Raw genomic sequence first — 16,255 nt, 5'->3', positions numbered from 1 at the left:
GACTGCGGGGGCGCGGGGGTTTGCGACGCACTCACCCTGGCCTTGCGGGGCGCCTTGAGTGGGTGGTTTCTGGGGCGCTCGCCGCCCCCAGGCCCCCGGCAGGTCTCCGGGATGAGTGGGTTTTCGAGGCATCCTGCGGTGGGGTGAATGGTGGTTCTCATCCCATCGACCTCCACGAGGGCTATCAGACCGCGTCAAGGGGGCCGGCTTTTCGAGGCAGCCTGCGGTGGGCATCAGGGGTGCCCCCTTGACCCGGTCTGATCGGGCTGGCGCCAGGTCGACGGGATGAGAACCACAGCACCGCCTGTCTGGGCCTGCCCTTTGGGCGGGCGGAGACGTTGTCAGGTGGAGTGGGTGGGCTTGGTGCCGACGTGAACCGTGTTGGCGACCAGGTACTGGACGTCCAGGCGGTTGCGGAGGAAGTGGGGGCTTTCCGGATCAAGGAGTTGGTCGAGTACCTGCAGGTCCTCGGCGCCGGCGGTTTCCTCCGCTGCCTCGCGTAGCCACTCGAGTCGGCGCACGGCTGCGTTGAGGGCGGGGCCGGATGCCGGGGCGGGACGGTCGATCAGGTAGCTCCAGGACTCGACGTCGTCGAGGCCCGCTTCGGAGAGCGCCGCCGACCAGCCCATCGGCATGCGCACCGAGCCCTCCATCTCCGCCCGCATCCGCCGGAACCGGTCGTCGCGTGCCGCGGCCAGCCGGGATTCCAGGCCCGGTTCGCCGAGGCCGATGTCCCACGGCAGCACGCGATGCTCCAGACCGAACTCGACCAGCGCGAGGCGGCCGCCGGGCCGCACCATCCGCGCCATCCGGCGGAGGCCGGCGATCTGGTCGGGCAGGTGGTGCGCGACGAACGAGGCGAACACCAGGTCGACCTGGCCGACCAGGTCCGGCAATGCGTCGTCGGCCGCGTCCGCACGCACCGCGCGCACGTCCACGCCGCCGGAGGCGGCGCGGTTCGCGCAGTCCGCTGCGGCGGCGAGCAGCTCGGGCGCGCTGTCGACGACGGTGACGGTGTCACCGGTGCCGGAGAGCGCCTTGGCGAACGCCGCGGCCGAGCCACCCGCACCCGCACCGACGTCGACCACCGACCGGTCTTCCGGCCGCAGCAGCCGCTTGACCAGTTCCGCGGTCTCCGGCCCGGTGAGCGCGTCGGTGTCGCGCAAGCGCTCAAGCCGCGCGTCCCAGTCGATGTTGTCGTGCGAATGCGGGGCCATGAACGACCACTCTACGGGCGAAAGCCCCTGGCGAACCCGCGAATGCGGGACACGCCAGGGGCCTCGCTCACCGACAGCGTTGTGCGCGGTCGGCGCGGTCGGAGGCGTAGGCGGCCAGTCGCCGCCACAAACGCCCTGCTCCGACCTCGCGCGCCAACCGCGCTTCTCGTGCTTCGTGTATCAGATCCTGCATCCGGATCTTCGACAAATCCTCCGGCATCAGCATTCGGTACTTCACTTCCATTCTCGGACCGCTGATCTGGTTGATGACCCTGGTGTCGTTCATGCCGCCTTCTCCTGACCACGTCGCCGGGCGTCGGCCGCTCTGGGCTGCACCGCCCCGCCACCGGCAGGCAGCGGGTGCTTGCGGGGACGGCCGCGAGGCCGCTTGCGCGCGATGACGGTTCCGCGCTCGAAGATCTCACCGCCCCAGACACCCCAGGGCTCGCCCCGGGAAAGAGCACCCGCGAGGCATTCCGCCTTGATCGGGCACTCCGCGCACAGCGACTTGGCCCTCTCCAGCTCGCCGGGGCTTTCGGCGAACCAAAGGTCGGGGTCGCGGCGGCAGGGCAGTTCCCCGCCCAGAGCCGGGGCGCTGTCGAGCAGAGTGCCGACGGCTTCACCCCGCTGGGCCTCGGCTCCGTCGGATATCGGCACGCTGGTGGTCAACATGCAACTTCCTCCTGTTCGGTCGGCGGCAGATTTCTCGGAAGTGGACTGCGGAAACACCCAGAAACGACGAGAAGGCCGCGGACCCGGCAGTGAGCGGGTCCGCGGCCTTCGAAAAGCCTGAAGCGTGCTTCTAGATCATGCGATCAAGGAGATGCTTCGAAACGGACCGGCGATGCACGGTCTGGATCTGGGTGAACGCGGTGAAAACGCGCGGCTCGGCAAACGGGCCGACATAGCCACGAATGCCTTCTCGGACGCCCCAACGCGCGGTATCCCCGGACATGAGGTGGCCAGGGATACCGAACATCGTCGTGTTGGTCATCTGAAGCCACCTCCTTCCCAGTGATCGCGCCGGGGGTTCGCCCTCCTCAGCGCGCTACTGCAGGCTATTGGCACCCGGGTGCCGGTCGCAACTCATTTTTCCAAGATTCCGCGGATTCGGGTGAAAACCTTCCGCGACCTGCGGTTTCAGTCCGGACGACCGGCCTGCACCAGGGCCAGGACGTCCGATCCGAACTTGCGGAGCTTCGAAGCACCTATTCCCGATATTCCCACTAGTTCCGCCTCATCGGACGGACGCTGCTCGGCGATCGCGGTCAGCGTCGCGTCGGTGAAGACCACGTAGGAAGGAACCTTGAGCTGCCTGGCGCGCTCGCTGCGCCACGCCTTGAGCTGTTCGAGCAGCCCCTCGTCCACATCGGACGGGCAGTCCGAGCAGCGCGCGAGCTTGATGTCCATCGTGTTCACCAGCGTCGCGTTGCACACCCGGCAACGCGGCTTGGCCTTGCTCGGCGCGGCGACCGTCTCGCGCTCCTTGACCTTGGCGGGCAGCGCGGCGGGGTGGTCGTCGGGCACCAGGTTGTAGACGAACCGGCTGCGCCTGCGGTAGCGGCGGCCGCCCTCGGTGCGCGACAGCGCCCACGACAGTTGCAGGTGCTCCCGGGCGCGGGTCACGCCCACGTAGAGCAGCCTGCGCTCCTCCTCGACCGCGGCCGGGGTGTCGGCGTGCTGGATCGGCAGCGTGCCCTCGACGAGCCCTGCCAGGAACACCGCGTCCCACTCCAGGCCCTTGGCGGCGTGCAGCGAGGCCAGGGTCACGCCCTCCACCGTCGGCGGGTGCTGTGACTCGGCCCGCACGTCGAGCTCGGTGACGTATCTGGCCAGGCCCGCCTCGGGCACGGTGGCCGCCAGCTCCTCGGCGAGCTCGACGAGCGCGATCAGCGACTCCCACCGCTCCCTGGCCGCCCCGCCCGCCGGTGGCTCGTCGGTCAGGCCGACCTCGGTCAGAACCTCCCTCACGTCGGCGGGCAGGTCTCCGGACTGCTCGTAGCGGGAGGCCGCGGCGCGCAGGGTGACCATCGCCTGCCGGACCTCGGTGCGGGCGAAGAACCGCTCACCGCCACGCACCTGGTACGGGATCTCGGCGTCGGCGAGCGCCTTCTCGTAGACCTCGGACTGGGCGTTGACCCGGAACAGGATGGCCATCTCCGAAAGCGCCACGCCTTGCTTCGCCAGCTTGGCGATCTTGTGCGCGATCGCGTGGGCCTCGGCGGGCTCGTCGTCGAACTCGGCGAAGTTGGGCCTCGGGCCGTCCGGGCGCTGCCCGACCAGCCGCAGCCGCGTGCCGGAGGGCCGCTCCCTGGCGGCGTCGATGACCTGGTTGGCCAGCGCCACCACCTGCGGCGTCGACCGGTAGTCGCGCTCCAGGCGCACGACCGTGGCCTCGGGGAACCGGCGCGGGAATCCCACCAGCCACTTCGGCGCGGCACCGGCGAAGGAGTAGATCGTCTGGTTCGCGTCCCCGACGACCGTGAGGTCGTCGCGCTTGCCGAGCCAGGCGTCGAGGACCCGCTGCTGCAGCGGGTTGACGTCCTGGTACTCGTCGACGACGAACGAGCGGTAGCGGTCGCGGAACTCCTCGGCGATCTCCGGGTGCTCCTCCAGGATCGCCGCCGTGTGCAGCAGCAGGTCGTCGAAGTCCAGGACCTGCGCGCCGTTCTTGAGCTTCTCGTAGGCGGCGAAGACCTGGCTGATCTGCTCCGGCGGCGCCGGAGCGTCGCGGCCCCCGGCGGCGGCCGCGGCGGGGTACTGCTCCGGGCCGACCAGGCATGCCTTCGACCACTCGATCTCGCCCGCGAGGTCGCGCACGGACTCCTTCTCCGTGGGCAGACCGACCCGGCCCGCGGCCTGCATGACCAGCCGGAACTTGTTGTCGGTCAGCGGCCATGCCTGGCTGTCGTGCACCCGCGGCCAGAAGTAGCGGAGCTGGCGGAACGCGGCGGCGTGGAAGGTCTGCGCCTGCACACCGGCGGCACCCAGCGCCCGCAGCCGGGTGCGCATCTCCCCCGCTGCACGGGCGGTGAAGGTGACCGCGAGCACCTGCTGCGGGGCCACCAGGCCGCGCTGCACCAGGTAGGCGATGCGGTGGGTGATCGTGCGGGTCTTGCCGGTGCCGGCGCCGGCGAGCACGCAGACCGGGCCGCGCGGTGCGACGACCGCCTCCCGCTGCTCCGGGTCCAAACCTTCCAGGAGTCGCGGTTGTTCGGCCATGGCTGGCATCTTCGCAGAAGCCATCGCCGTGCCACGCCCCGGCATTCACCCGCGTGTCGGGCCCGGATGCCTCGCAGGTCGCACATCGCGGAAGGGCGATTCTGAGAAATTCGGCCCCCACCTGGGAAGAACACTGGTCGGCAAGATCATCAACTCGAGCGTTCAGGCGGCGGCGCCACAACTCCTCCGACCTACGTGACCGGGTGCCGGCTTGCGGAGTTGCGGAGGGACACGCAGGCCCGAATCAGCAGGGACGCCGGCCACGGGTGAGTGCCATCGAATGAGGGAGATCTAGGCGCTCACCGTGGCCGGCGTCCCTGCGTGAACGCAGGCTTTGAGGACTCAGGAAGCCTGTCGCGAACAAGGGACCGAGGGGCCGCCATGTCCGCCTGGAGTCAGCCGTCGTGCTGGGCCCAGCCGGAGAGCATGCCGTATGCGATCGAGACGCTCGGCGGCAGGCGCAGGCCCGACACGGCGACGTCTTCGGCGTTGAGCGCGGCGCGGACGTCAGCGCGGTGGAACCAGTGGGCGTCCTCGATCTCGCCGTCCGCCGGGCGCAGCGGCGCCGAGCGGTCGGCGACCGCGGCGAAGCCGAGCATCAGGGAACGCGGGAACGGCCACGGCTGGCTGCCCAGGTAGCGGACGTCGGACACCTCGACGCCCACCTCCTCGGCCACCTCGCGCCGCACGCACGCCTCCAGCGACTCGCCGACCTCGACGAACCCGGCGAGCACCGAGTAGCGGTCGGCCGGCCACGACGGCTGACGCGCCAGCAGCACGTGGTCGGCACCGTCGTGCACCAGGCAGATCATCGACGGATCGGTGCGTGGGTACTCCTCGCGGTCGCAGCCGGTGCAGTGCCGCACCCACCCGGACTGCGCCCGGGTGGTGGCCGCGCCACACCTGGCGCAGTACCGCGCGTTGTCGTGCCAGCCGAGCAGGGCGACCGCTGTCGTGAGCAGTCCGGCGTCGGTGTCGTTCAGCAGCGCGCCCGCCGCCCGCAGGTCCAGCCAGCCCTCCTGGGGCACGTCCTGCTCCACGCGCAGCGCCCAGTAGCCGGTGTCGCCCTCGGCACCGAGCAGCACCGCGTTCGGCGCCGGGCCGTTGCCGAAATCGCCGGCCGGCTGGCAGGCCAGCCTGCCGTCCTCCTCGACGCGCGTGCGCCCCTTGGCGTCGACCAGGATGATCCGGCCTTCGGCCCACAGCTCGGTCGCGCGGGCGTTGCGCAGCAGCTCACTTCTGTCCACTGTGGACCTGGACAGCACCGGCGGCGAACCGAGCTGGAATCCGTGGCGGGACGTGACACAGGCCTGCGAACTCATAACCCGTCCAGCATCCCACATCGTGACAGCGGTCCTGTCATGGCAGCACCACCCCGCCGAGCGCGCGGAGCTGGTCGCTCAGCTTCTCTGCATCGCCAACGACGACACCTGTGAACGCCGTCGGGGCGAACAGCGCGGCCGCCTCGGCGACCTGGTCGACGGTCACCTCGCGCAGCCGCTGCGGGTGCGCCGCCAGCCAGTCCTGCCCGAGGCCGAACGAGCCGAGGACCACCAGCATCGACGCCAAGCCCGACTGGGAGGAGGTCGAGGTGAGCAGGCCGCCGATCGCGTACTGCCGGGCCGACTCCACCTCGGTCTCGGTCGGCGGCACCAGCGCCAGCCGGCCGAACTCGTAGCGGGTCTCCAGCAGCGCGGCCGCGGTGACCTCGCTGGCGGTGTCCGCGTCGACCAGCAGGGTGCCGTTGTCGCGGGTGAACTCGAACGAGGAGTGCGCGCCGTAGGTGTAGCCCTTGTCCTCGCGGATGTTCTCGACCAGCCGCGAGGAGAAGTAGCCGCCGAAGGCCAGGTTGGCGATCTGCAGCGCCGGGTAGCGCGGGTCGGTGCGCGGCAGCGCCTGCGCGGAGAAGCGCAGCTGCGACTGGACGGCTCCCGGCCGGTGCACGAGCCGGACGTCACCGCCCCTGACCTCGGGCAGCGCCGGGATCTCCTTGGCCGAGGCGTCGGCCTGCCACCCCGAGAGCCTGCGCGCCACCTCGGCAACCGCCTGGTCCGGGTCGATGTCGCCGACCAGGACCAGCACCGAGCCGCGCGGCAGCACCGACTCGCGGTGCAGGGCGCGCACCTCCTCGGCGGTCACCTTGGCGACGTCCTCGGCCTCCGGGACCTCGCGGACGAAGGGGTGGTCGCCGTAGCGGTGGCGCTGCAGCTCCTCGCGCGCGATCACGCGGGGCTGCGAGCGCGCGACCGCGATCCGCTCGACCAGCCGGTCGCGCTCGCCCTCGACCTCGTGGTCGGCGTAGGTGGCCCCGGTCAGGGCGTCGGCCAGCACGTCGAGCAGCGTGCCGAGCCCGCTGGCCAGCGAGTCGCCGGAGAGGCTGAGCCGCTCCGGGTCGACGCCCGCGTGCAGATCCCCGCCGACGGTGGCCAAATCCTTGTCGACCTGCACCCGGTCGCGGCGCGCCGTGCCGGTGAGCAGTGTCTCCGCCAGAACCTCGGCGCGGGCGGGGTGCATCGGGTCGTCACCGGCGAAGGGGATCCGCAGCCGCAGCTCCACCATCGGCACCACGCCGTGGCGGGCGGCGATCACGCGCAGCCCGTTGTCCAGCACGGTGTCCACGGCGACCGACGGCTGCCCCGCGCGCGGTTCGCCGAGCGGCGGCAGCGGCCTCGGGCCGGGCTCGGTGCGGCCGATCTCCTCGGCGCTGCGGTGGGTCGCGCGGGTCATGCCGCACCTCCTGCGGAAGCGTCGCTTGCGGGTTCCAGCTCGAGCACGGCGCGGGCGTCCGGGCGCAGCGCCTTCGCGGCGGCGGAGACGTTCTCGGCGCTGACCTGCTCGACCCGGCGGGGCAGTTCGGACACCAGCTCGGCGCGGCCGTGCAGCAGTTCCGCGCTGCCGAGGTCGAGCGTGCGGGAGACGACCCGGTCGTGCTCGCGGTAGAGCCCCGCCGACCAGCGCGCGGTGACCCGCGACAGCTCCTCATCGGTCGGGCCGTCCGTGGCGAGCCTGTCGAGCTCCTCGTCGACCGCGGACAGCACCCGCCCGACTCCGACCTCGGGAGTGTGGATGGCGGTCAGGGTGAACGTGTCGGGGTCGCGGGCGTCCAGCGGCGCGCCCATCAGACCGCAGCCGGCGTGCACGTCGACGACCAGCGAGTCCTGGTGGATCATGCGCTGCTGCAACCGGGAGGCGTCGCCGTCGGTCAGGATCGCGGCCAGCACCACGTTGGCCAGGTAGGCGTCGAGCTCGCCGACCGGGTCGGGCAGCCGGTAGCCGAGCGCGACCGCGGGCAGCGGCGCGTGCGGGTCCGCGTGGTGGCCGCGCAGCTCGCTCGACGGGAACGGCTCGGCGAACGACGGCCGGGCGCCGACCTCGCGCGCGGGCACGTCGCCGAAGTGCTTGTGCACCAGCTCGGTCGTGCGCTCGACGTCGATGTCGCCCGCGACGGTGAGGACCGCGTTGCCCGGGGCGTAGTAGGTGTCGAAGAACGCGGCGCAGTCGTCGACGGTGGCCTGTTCGAGGTCGGTGAAGTCGCCGTAGCCGTTGTGGGCGTTGGCGAAGGTCGAGTACAGCACCGGAGGGAGCAGGATCCACGGGAAACCGCCGTAGGGGCGGTTGAGCACGTTGAGCCGGATCTCCTCCTTGACCACGTCGACCTGGTTGCGCAGGTTCTCCTCGGTGATCTTGGGGGCGCGCATCCGGTCGGCCTCCAGGAACAGCGCCCGCTCCAGCGCCGCCGACGGCAGCACCTGGTAGTAGTCGGTGTAGTCCTGGTGCGTCGAACCGTTGAAGGTGCCGCCCGAGCCCTGCACGTGCCGGAAGTGCGCGAGCTTCTCCAGGCTCTCGCTGCCCTGGAACATCAGATGCTCGAACAGGTGCGCGAAGCCGGTCCTCCCCTCCGGCTCGGAGCGGAAGCCGACGTCGTAGTGCACGCTGACACCGACGACGGGAGCCCGCCCCGTCGTCGCGGAGCCCTCCGAGTCCGGTGCCAGCACCACGCGCAGCCCATTGGGCAAGGTGACGCGATGCAGCTGGGGTTCGACCATGCCTTGCAGCCTACGACCGTCCCGTCACGCTGTGTCCCGCCCCCCGCAGGTCGCTTCGGCGTGTCGGGCTCGGCGACGGGCGGCCGACCTGGAGAAACGTGAATCGGGTCGATGTTCGCCGTGGGCGAAGCGGGTACGGCCCGGACGGCGGTGGCGATCCGTGGCGGGCGGGGTGGGTGGGGTGCAGGGGCGGGGCGGCGGGTGAGGACGGCACCGCTCCGGTCCTCTAGCTGCGACCCCGCGGCACCGCTCGGTTCGGCCCGCGGCACCGCTCTGATCGTCCAGGGGCGGCCCCGCGGCACCGCTCGGGTCAGCCCGCAGCACCGCTCCGATCCCCCAGGCGATCTCTGGCCCCGTCAGCGCACCTGGGCCACCAGGGACTCGATCTCGCCGCCGATCAGGCGGGCGTCGGCCGGGGTGAGCATGAACAGCTGCTCGCCCGTGGCGGCGCGCGCGCTGTGGTCGAGGTACCTGCCGTCGGGCTCGACGTTGTCGAACCACTTCAGCACCGTGGACCTCCTGACACGTCCGTACTGGTCGCGCAGGTTCGCGGCGATCTGGCCCAGGCGGACGTGCTCGGCCCTGCCGATCGCCTCGTACAGCTCGACCTGGCGGTCACCGCTGCCCGCGCGTACCGGCCTGACCGGTGCCATCACGTCGACCTCTTCGTCCTCATGCGGCTGCGAGGACCGGAACGACGTCTGCGGCACCCGAACCGGCCCCCGGTTGCCGGGCGGCGCGGGCGGCAACGTCGGCAGCAGCACCTGCGACAGCGGCGCCTTCTCGTGCACCTCGACGGTCAGCGGTCCGCCGTAGCGCGGGTTGTCGCTGGGCGGCTGGACGCCCAGCACGATTCGGTTGCCCTCGGTCACCACCGCGAGCGTCCGCCAGCAGTGGTCGTCACCGGCCTTCGGGAACCACAGCGAGTCCACCCACAGGTACGGCTTGGCCAGCAGCCGCAGCGCCTCGGCGAGCTGCGGCTGGATCTCGTCCCGGACGACGATGCCGAGCTCCTCCATGCGCGGCCGCTCGAACCGGGCGATCCGCCCGAACTCCTCGGTCGTGCGCCCGAACGACGGCACGTCCAGCGGAAGCGTCAGGTCACCGAGTTCCAGGTACTTGAGAACGATGTCCAGGTGCACCGGTGCGAGCTGCCACCGACCCAACAAGCCCACCGCGTTGTTCCTCCCTGCCCGTGCGGTGGTCGCAGCCGATGTCGTCGGCCGCGACCACCGGTTCCATGACGTGTCGTGCTCACTCACCCAGGACCGGCGGGGCGGTCTTGGGCATGTCGTTCATCCAGACGTCGTCCTGCTCCTCCAGCCAAGACGGACGCTCGTGCTCGTCGTCCTGCCCCTGCTGACCGCCGCGTCCGGCACCGCCGCCCATGCCCGCCATGCCGCCGCGGCCACCCGCACCGGCGCCACGGCCCGCGCCGGCCGCACCGACACCCGCCGCCCCTCCGGCACCGAGTCCGCCCGTGCCAGCCCGGCCACCAGCGGACACGCCACCCGTGCCGGCACCGCCGCGGCCGATACCGCCCATGCCGCCCGCGCGACCGGCTCCGCCTGCTCCTCCGCCGCCGAAGCCGCCGGGAGGCATCGCACCGAATGCACCCGGAGGGTTGCCGCCGCCGGAACTCGGTCCTGGAGCGGGCGGCAGGTTGCCGTAGCCGGGCTGCGCCGTCGGCGGCTTCGACCACGCCGAATCGGTGCCGGCGGGCGGGGTGTAGCCGCCACCACCACCGGAACCACCGCCGTAGCCTCCGCCGCCGACTCCTCCGCCGCCGCCACTGCCGAATCCGCCACCGCCGGAACCGGAACCACCGCCACCGCCGCCGGACCCGACACCGCCGCCGATCCCGGTGCCCGAATCACCTGGCCCAACACCGATGCGCTGCCTGTCGTCAATGACGGGGCGCTTGCCCCAGTCCGTCTCCTCCGGCGGCCTCGCGGGCGGCGGCTCGACGACCGTGCCGTCGGGCTTCTGGTACTGCGGCATGTGGGCGTCGACGTTGGTGAAGGTGGGGCTGTAGATGCGCCCCATCGCCTCCTGCGCGCCCTTCTCGGCCTGCTTGCGCTCTTCCATCTGGGCGAGCGCGTCGCCGCCACCGCCGATCAGGCCCATCGGGATCGCGGCCGCGGCCGTGCGACCCCAGTCGTGGCCCTGCGGCTCGGGGACCGTCTGCTTCACCTGACCGGCGGCCGAAGCGGCCTCCTTCAGCTTGTTGCCGGTCATCTCGAAGGCGTTGCCGCTGTACTCCATCCACATCTTGACCGGCTCACCGACGGTCTTGGCCTGCTCGGCGGCCTCGCCCTGCCAGCCGCCGCCGATGATCTCCTTGAGCTTCGCCTCGAACGGCGCACCGCGCTCGCGGAGCCGCTTGCCCAGGTTGTTCCAGGCGGTGCCGACCTCATCGGCGCGGCCCTCGTCGATGGTGTCGCGGTTGGTGTTGAAGATCTGCTCGTGGCTGTAGGAGGACCAGTTCACGCACTGGGAGATCGCGGGCTGGTCGTAGCCGCTCACGCCCTCCTTCAGGGCGCGGTTCTCCTTCGCGAGCCTGTCGCGCTCCTGCTCCCCCGTCTTGGCGGCCTGCTCCGCCTGCTGGTTGGCTTCCTTCTCAGCAACGGTGTCGTAGCCGAAGACGGACGCGCCAGCGTCGTGAAAGGCGTTTCCCACGCCCTCGACGAAATCCCCGAACCCCATCGCTGCCCCTCCTGCCCTCTATTCGTTTTTGCTTTCCCGCGGCGGATGCGGCGCTTTCGTGCCGCGCCGCCGCCTACTCCGGCAGCCTTGCGGCGGCGGACTCACCGCCGTTGCCGGAACCCCCTGTGCGGGCTGGGAGTGCGAGCAACGCGAAGGAAGGAGCTTCCACTCCGAACCTTCGCGAATGCCCGCTCACCGCATACCTCGCCTACTTCGGCAGCCTTGATGCGGTCTGGTTGGCAATCTTCTCCGCCTCGGCGCACGGGTCGGCGACCTTGCCCGCCATGATCCCCTGGACGTCGTAAAGCACGACTCCTCCTCCGGCATCCACCAGAACGGTGCAGCCGAGATCTTCCTGGCCCCCCGCCTCGATGGCCCGCGCCGCGTTCCGCCCTGCAACCGTGACCGGCTCGTACTTCGTCCAATTGCCGCCGGTCCGATACGAGTCGACGGTCTGTTCCTGGTTCTTGTAGAGGGTTACGAACCGGTCCGCACCCTCGTAGGCGCATCCCGGCTCGAAACTGAGCTGCGTCTCCGGCTTTCCAGGACCACTCACGCCCGCTGCACTCAACTCTTCTTCGCCGAGGAAGGCACAGGTGTCGAAGCTCGCCAACCCGGAGCCCACCGCCTTGGACGTGGGCACAGGCTCGTTGCTCGCTGAACCTCCGCCGCAGGCGGTCATACCGAGCAAACCGCAACCGGCGATGGCCACGATCACTGTCCGGGAAAGCACACTCACTGGATACCTCGCTGCAAGTCCTGAGAGATCTGTTCGTCGGTCACCAGGTAGTCCTTCGCCGCCGCGCGGAACGCTTCGGCCTGTTTCTCCAGTTCCTTCTGCATGTCGATGATCAGCTGCGACGCACCGGCGCCCGATTCGGCTTTGTCCTCGAACCGCTTTGCCAGTTGCTTGCCGTCCGGGTAGTCGCCCAGACCGGACACGCGGCTGATCTGACGAGAATCCTTGAGGATCTGACCCAGCACCCGGATCTCCTCCTCGCAGTGCTTGGCGGCCTTCTCGGCCGCCTCGGGGTCGAGGGCGAGCCTGCCCGCGGCGGACTGCTCCTTGATCCAGGCCGTCTGCTTGCCGATCGCGGCCAGGCCCTCTTTCGCGGCCACGAAGCCGACCTGCTCTGCGCTTGTCATCCCCAGCCCCCTCGGACTGTCCTGATCTCCCCAGCAACCCAAGACACACTAGCTTGACGACGAAGGCGCGGGAACGGTTCCCGTCAAACTGTTACCGCTGGTCAGGCCGCCGCAGGGGCGGGATGGCGGGAAATCGGCGGGTTCTTGTCACACGGTTGGACGAACGCGTAACGAAAAGGGCGGCAACGGCGATCAACCACTATTACCCGTAGTTGATTTTTCGCGTGGCGCAAGATTCCGGGAACGGCATTTCAAGATCAGAAGAATGTGCGCTACCTGCCGAACGCGGAGTTGAGGGCTGCGACGAAGCGCGGGAACCCGGACCGGAAGCGCCGCAGGTTCGGCACGACGTGGCCGTCCTCGGCGAACTCCCCGTACCAGTACAGGCCCGGCGTGCCGTCGGCGCCCGGGTCGAGCTCGGCGAACTCCTCCAGCCAGCGCTCGGCTTCACCGAGCACGACGGCGTAGGGCAGCGAGCGGGAGAACACCGTTTCCCGGTCGGTGACCGGCAGCGACTCCGCCGGCACGCCGTGCAGGTAGTCGCGCAGCCCGCGCACCTGCGCCACCAGCGCGCTGCCGCGCTCGGTGCGCGCGGGCATCAGGCGCGCACCGAAGGTCATCGCGATGCCGCCGAGCACGACGCCGACTCCCAGCAGCGCCAGCGAACTCGTCAGTGCCAGCACCGCCGTCAGCGCCACGCCACCCGCGGTGAGACCGATACCGCCCCACCAGAACAGGTTCCGCTCGGCATCGGGCCGCCGGGCGAACCAGCCCTTGTCCACGACGTCGGTGTAGAGGTGTTCGCGCACCGCGGCGAGCCGGAGCCCGCGCAGTTGGGAGAGGCGGACTTCGCCGCGTCCGTGCGGCAGCACCAGTTCGTGCACCGCGCGTTCGTACGGGCGCAGCGAGTCGTCGGGGGCGTTGACGGCCACGATCCGCCAGTCGCTGCCGTCGACCGCCTGCTCCTCGATCCACAGGTAGTTGCGCACCGCCAGGTCGACAACCGTCGAGGTGACGTCGACGACGTCCACGCGTTCGTCGATCACGGTGCCGATCTGGCCCGGCAGCACGCCGTCGGGCGAGGCGAAGGTGACACCGCCGCGCGAGTCGGTCATCAGCACCTCGACGGGACCCGCGTCGCCCGCCAGCAGCCGCACGTCGCGGCCCCTCGTGTACCAGAGCAGCCCGAACCCACCGACGAGCAGGAGCCCGATGCCGGTCAGGCCTGCGCCGGTCGCCGGGGTCAGCGAGAACGCGTGCGCGAAGCTGAAACCCTCCTCCACCACCGCGTTCGCCGGCACAGTGCCCGCAGGCAGCTTCAGCAGCAGGTCGACGCGTTCTCCCGGCGCCAGGCCGAAGGTGAGCGCACGGACGGACTGGGTGTGGCTGATCTCGAAGCGGTCGCACTGGTCGGTGGTGCCGACCTCGCCCGCAAGGCACTCGATGCCCTGCGGCACCTTCGGTGACAGGAACGACGACACCTCGACCCGGTCGACCGGGACGTCCCAGCCGCCCGAGACCTGCCACCGCACGTCCTGCACGTCACCGGCGTCGGCGACCGCACCGCCGACGACGTAGGCCAGGGTGGACACGCCAGGACGCAGGGTGACCGCCAGCTCGCGGTCAGCGCTGTCGACGGTTCCGGGGCCGTCGACGCGGGCGTCGCTCACGGTGAAGACCCGCTCGCTACCGCTGCCCGCTGGCTGGCGCAACGGAATCCTGCGGTGCACGGGAGCACCTTCGGGGACGGTGATCCGCTCGGTGACCGAGAGCCTCCCGTCGCGCTCCAGCTTCATGTCGACATCGCTGGAGACCGTGCCCGGCAGCCCTTCCACCGGTTGTTCCTGCGCGAATGCGGTTCCCGGCAGCAGGCCGAGCAGAGTCGCGGTCAGTGCCACGGCGAAGGACGTCAGCCCCCGTTTTCTGAACACGGCCCGCACGATAGCGCTCCACGGCTAAGCTCGGCGGCGCAATCGGCGCAACAGGCAAGGGGTACTTCGGGCGATGACGGACCCACGAGCGCTGACCAGCACGCGCCGCACCGTCCACATAAGACACTTTCCCCGCCCGGGCGCCGGGCTCGGGTGTTCGGGGGTCGACCGCCCATGACGCAGCCGCCGCCGTGGCCTCCGCAGCGACCCGGGCCCCAGCAACGACCCGGTCCTCACCAGCATGCCGGCCCTCAGCAGCAAGCCGGTCCCCACCAGCCCGGCCCTCACCAGCCCGGCCCCCGGCAGCAACCGCCGCAGGGCGCTGCGCCGCCGCGGCGTCCGGTCGCGCCGCCTCCCGCGCGGCGCCCTCTCCCGCCGCCGTCCGCGACCCAGCCGATGAGCAGGCCCTACGCGGCGCCGCCGCAGCAGCCGGGTGCGCCGATGATGCCGCCGCCGGGCGGCCCGCCGCAGTTCCCGCCGCAGCACTTCGGTCCGCGCCCGCCGAAGAAGAACACCGGCGCCATCGTCGCGGTCGTGCTCGCCGCCGTCTTCCTGCTCGGCGTGGGAACCATCGGCATGGTCGCGGTGTCCTACAGCTCCTCCAGCAGCGCATCGGACTACGACGACACCAGCTCCAGCGAGACCACCAGCTCCGAGACCTCCTCGTCGGAGACCTCGACCACCGACAGCAGCGAGACCGAGTCGTCGACCAGTGACGGGTTCGACACCGGCGGCAGCCCGCAGCCGGTTTCCGCGCTCGGCGACAACCCGCTCAACCTCGAGGGCAACGGCGCCGTGAACACCTCGTGCGACCTGCCCTCCTTCTCCACCGACGTGGCGTCGCAGGACGCCTTCTACCAGGCGGCGCTGCCGTGCCTGATGGCCGCGTGGACACCCGCGCTGGAGGCGGCGAACCTGCCTGCGCAGACGCCGACGGTCGTCACGACCGGCTCGGACATCGACAGTCCGTGCGGTACGCGGTCGTGGAACCAGACCGCGATGTACTGCCCCGGCAACCACACGATCTACATGACCGCCCGGTATTACTCCGAGGTCGAGGAACGCGTCGACGCCGGTGTCTACCTGGGCCAGTTCGCCCACGAGTTCGGCCACGCCATCCAGGGGATGAGCGGGATCAACAGCGCCTACGGCGACGCGACCTACAACGCGGGCGGCTACGAGACCCCCGCCGGACTGGAGCTGACCCGGCGTTCTGAGCTGCAGGCGACGTGCTTCGAGGGGATGACGCTGGCCGCGCTGCAGAACGGCGGGGTCAGCAACGACTACATCTTCCCGGCGCTGGAGGACTCCTCCAACCGCGGCGACGAGTACAACAAGCAGCCCGACCACGGCAGCACCGCGACCAACAAGGCGTGGGTCGAGCAGGGCTTCAGCAAGAACCGCATCACCGAGTGCAACACCTGGCTGGCCGCGGCCTCCGACGTCGACTGACGGCCGGTGAGCGGAAACGGGGAGCGGGACGAACCGAGCCCGTGCAACCGCAGAAAGCGCGCTAGCCCACGACGGCGGAGCGGGGGCGCACCAGGAGCCCGTAGCCGCCGCCCGCGACGCCCGCCAGAGTCGCCAGCACCCAGACCAGCCGCTGGGCCGGCGCCTCGGCGCCGGATTCCGAGTCGCCCTCGGATGCGGGGCGGACCACGAAGTCGCTGCCCGGGTCGACCGGCACCCGCACGTCCAGCTGCTGGCCCGCCGTGTGACCGCAGCCGTCGAGGCGCGCCCGCGTGGTCCGGCCGTCGACGGTGACCTCGACGACGTCACCGGAGGTGCGGGCGCCGCACGGCTCCGAGCTGATCACGGTGGCCTTGACCGGCCGCGTCCGCACGGCTGCCTCGCTGGCGACCGGCACCGACGCGGGCCATCCGGTGAGCACGACCACCGCCATCCCGAGCACGCCCAGGACGAGCAGGATCAGCGCAACCGATGCCGAACCTCGTCGCCTACCCACAACACCGATATTCCCAGATCG

15 protein-coding genes are annotated in these 16,255 nt (G+C 70.9%); 1 reads left to right on the top strand and 14 read right to left on the bottom strand.

The window, feature by feature from the left end:
- Positions 1 to 341: 341 nt before the first annotated feature.
- The 13 genes from HUO13_RS05495 to HUO13_RS05435 form a co-directional block, all read right to left on the bottom strand.
- On the bottom strand, positions 342 to 1,217 hold the full coding sequence (locus HUO13_RS05495; protein ID WP_211900393.1) for a class I SAM-dependent methyltransferase: 876 nt from the start codon (positions 1,215 to 1,217) through the stop codon (positions 342 to 344).
- 67 nt (positions 1,218 to 1,284) lie between these two features.
- Complete coding sequence (locus tag HUO13_RS05490; RefSeq protein WP_211900392.1) at positions 1,285 to 1,503, bottom strand: hypothetical protein; 219 nt, start codon at positions 1,501 to 1,503, stop codon at positions 1,285 to 1,287.
- The gene (locus HUO13_RS05485) at positions 1,500 to 1,889 is read right to left on the bottom strand and encodes a WhiB family transcriptional regulator (RefSeq protein ID WP_211900391.1); all 390 of its coding nucleotides are present in this window, start codon (positions 1,887 to 1,889) and stop codon (positions 1,500 to 1,502) included. Before HUO13_RS05485 ends, HUO13_RS05490 begins: the two co-directional genes overlap by 4 nt.
- Before the next feature lie 130 nt (positions 1,890 to 2,019).
- On the bottom strand, positions 2,020 to 2,211 hold the full coding sequence (locus HUO13_RS05480; protein WP_211900390.1) for a hypothetical protein: 192 nt from the start codon (positions 2,209 to 2,211) through the stop codon (positions 2,020 to 2,022).
- 146 nt (positions 2,212 to 2,357) lie between these two features.
- On the bottom strand, positions 2,358 to 4,439 hold the full coding sequence (locus tag HUO13_RS05475; protein WP_211900389.1) for an ATP-dependent DNA helicase UvrD2: 2,082 nt from the start codon (positions 4,437 to 4,439) through the stop codon (positions 2,358 to 2,360).
- 395 nt (positions 4,440 to 4,834) lie between these two features.
- A complete protein-coding gene (gene nudC / locus HUO13_RS05470) occupies positions 4,835 to 5,761 on the bottom strand; it encodes an NAD(+) diphosphatase (protein WP_249124470.1) in 927 nt (308 codons plus the stop codon).
- 37 nt (positions 5,762 to 5,798) lie between these two features.
- Positions 5,799 to 7,166: a M16 family metallopeptidase gene (locus HUO13_RS05465; RefSeq protein ID WP_211900388.1), complete on the bottom strand. Its 1,368-nt coding sequence runs from the start codon at positions 7,164 to 7,166 to the stop codon at positions 5,799 to 5,801.
- A complete protein-coding gene (locus tag HUO13_RS05460; RefSeq protein WP_211900387.1) occupies positions 7,163 to 8,485 on the bottom strand; it encodes a M16 family metallopeptidase in 1,323 nt (440 codons plus the stop codon). The genes HUO13_RS05465 and HUO13_RS05460 overlap by 4 nt, the downstream gene beginning before the upstream one ends.
- A 356-nt stretch (positions 8,486 to 8,841) precedes the next feature.
- Entirely contained in the window at positions 8,842 to 9,660 is an 819-nt protein-coding gene (locus HUO13_RS05455) for an ESX secretion-associated protein EspG (protein ID WP_211900386.1), read from the bottom strand.
- 79 nt (positions 9,661 to 9,739) lie between these two features.
- Positions 9,740 to 11,191, bottom strand: a complete 1,452-nt coding sequence (locus tag HUO13_RS05450) for a PPE domain-containing protein (protein WP_211900385.1) — start codon at positions 11,189 to 11,191, stop codon at positions 9,740 to 9,742.
- A gap of 208 nt (positions 11,192 to 11,399) precedes the next feature.
- Positions 11,400 to 11,909, bottom strand: coding sequence for a DUF3558 domain-containing protein (locus HUO13_RS05445; protein WP_249124469.1), 510 nt, complete (start codon positions 11,907 to 11,909; stop codon positions 11,400 to 11,402).
- Between the two features lie 17 nt (positions 11,910 to 11,926).
- Positions 11,927 to 12,310 carry a hypothetical protein gene (locus tag HUO13_RS05440; protein WP_249124468.1) on the bottom strand — a complete coding sequence of 128 codons (384 nt, stop codon included), beginning with the start codon at positions 12,308 to 12,310 and terminating at the stop codon, positions 11,927 to 11,929.
- A 299-nt stretch (positions 12,311 to 12,609) separates the two neighbouring features.
- On the bottom strand, positions 12,610 to 14,268 hold the full coding sequence (locus HUO13_RS05435; protein ID WP_249124467.1) for a DUF2207 family protein: 1,659 nt from the start codon (positions 14,266 to 14,268) through the stop codon (positions 12,610 to 12,612).
- A gap of 396 nt (positions 14,269 to 14,664) precedes the next feature.
- Here HUO13_RS05435 and HUO13_RS05430 point away from each other — a divergent pair, with 396 nt between their 5' ends.
- Complete coding sequence (locus HUO13_RS05430; RefSeq protein WP_211900382.1) at positions 14,665 to 15,720, top strand: neutral zinc metallopeptidase; 1,056 nt, start codon at positions 14,665 to 14,667, stop codon at positions 15,718 to 15,720.
- A gap of 61 nt (positions 15,721 to 15,781) precedes the next feature.
- On the opposite strand, the gene HUO13_RS05425 is transcribed toward HUO13_RS05430, so the two are convergent.
- A complete protein-coding gene (locus HUO13_RS05425; protein WP_211900381.1) occupies positions 15,782 to 16,234 on the bottom strand; it encodes a hypothetical protein in 453 nt (150 codons plus the stop codon).
- Between the last annotated feature and the right edge of the window lie 21 nt (positions 16,235 to 16,255).

This window comes from Saccharopolyspora erythraea, from assembly GCF_018141105.1.
Taxonomy (GTDB): domain Bacteria; phylum Actinomycetota; class Actinomycetes; order Mycobacteriales; family Pseudonocardiaceae; genus Saccharopolyspora_D; species Saccharopolyspora_D erythraea_A.
The sequence above is the reverse complement of the archived record's forward strand: the minus strand, read 5'-3'. Positions and strand labels throughout refer to the sequence as shown.

Coding starts and splice junctions, on each gene's coding strand:
- HUO13_RS05495 (WP_211900393.1), bottom strand. CDS start 1,217: ATGGCCCCGCATTCGCACGACAACATCGACTGGGACGCGCGGCTTGAG.
- HUO13_RS05490 (WP_211900392.1), bottom strand. CDS start 1,503: ATGAACGACACCAGGGTCATCAACCAGATCAGCGGTCCGAGAATGGAA.
- HUO13_RS05485 (WP_211900391.1), bottom strand. CDS start 1,889: ATGTTGACCACCAGCGTGCCGATATCCGACGGAGCCGAGGCCCAGCGG.
- HUO13_RS05480 (WP_211900390.1), bottom strand. CDS start 2,211: ATGACCAACACGACGATGTTCGGTATCCCTGGCCACCTCATGTCCGGG.
- HUO13_RS05475 (WP_211900389.1), bottom strand. CDS start 4,439: ATGGCCGAACAACCGCGACTCCTGGAAGGTTTGGACCCGGAGCAGCGG.
- nudC (WP_249124470.1), bottom strand. CDS start 5,761: ATGAGTTCGCAGGCCTGTGTCACGTCCCGCCACGGATTCCAGCTCGGT.
- HUO13_RS05465 (WP_211900388.1), bottom strand. CDS start 7,166: ATGACCCGCGCGACCCACCGCAGCGCCGAGGAGATCGGCCGCACCGAG.
- HUO13_RS05460 (WP_211900387.1), bottom strand. CDS start 8,485: ATGGTCGAACCCCAGCTGCATCGCGTCACCTTGCCCAATGGGCTGCGC.
- HUO13_RS05450 (WP_211900385.1), bottom strand. CDS start 11,191: ATGGGGTTCGGGGATTTCGTCGAGGGCGTGGGAAACGCCTTTCACGAC.
- HUO13_RS05430 (WP_211900382.1), top strand. CDS start 14,665: ATGAGCAGGCCCTACGCGGCGCCGCCGCAGCAGCCGGGTGCGCCGATG.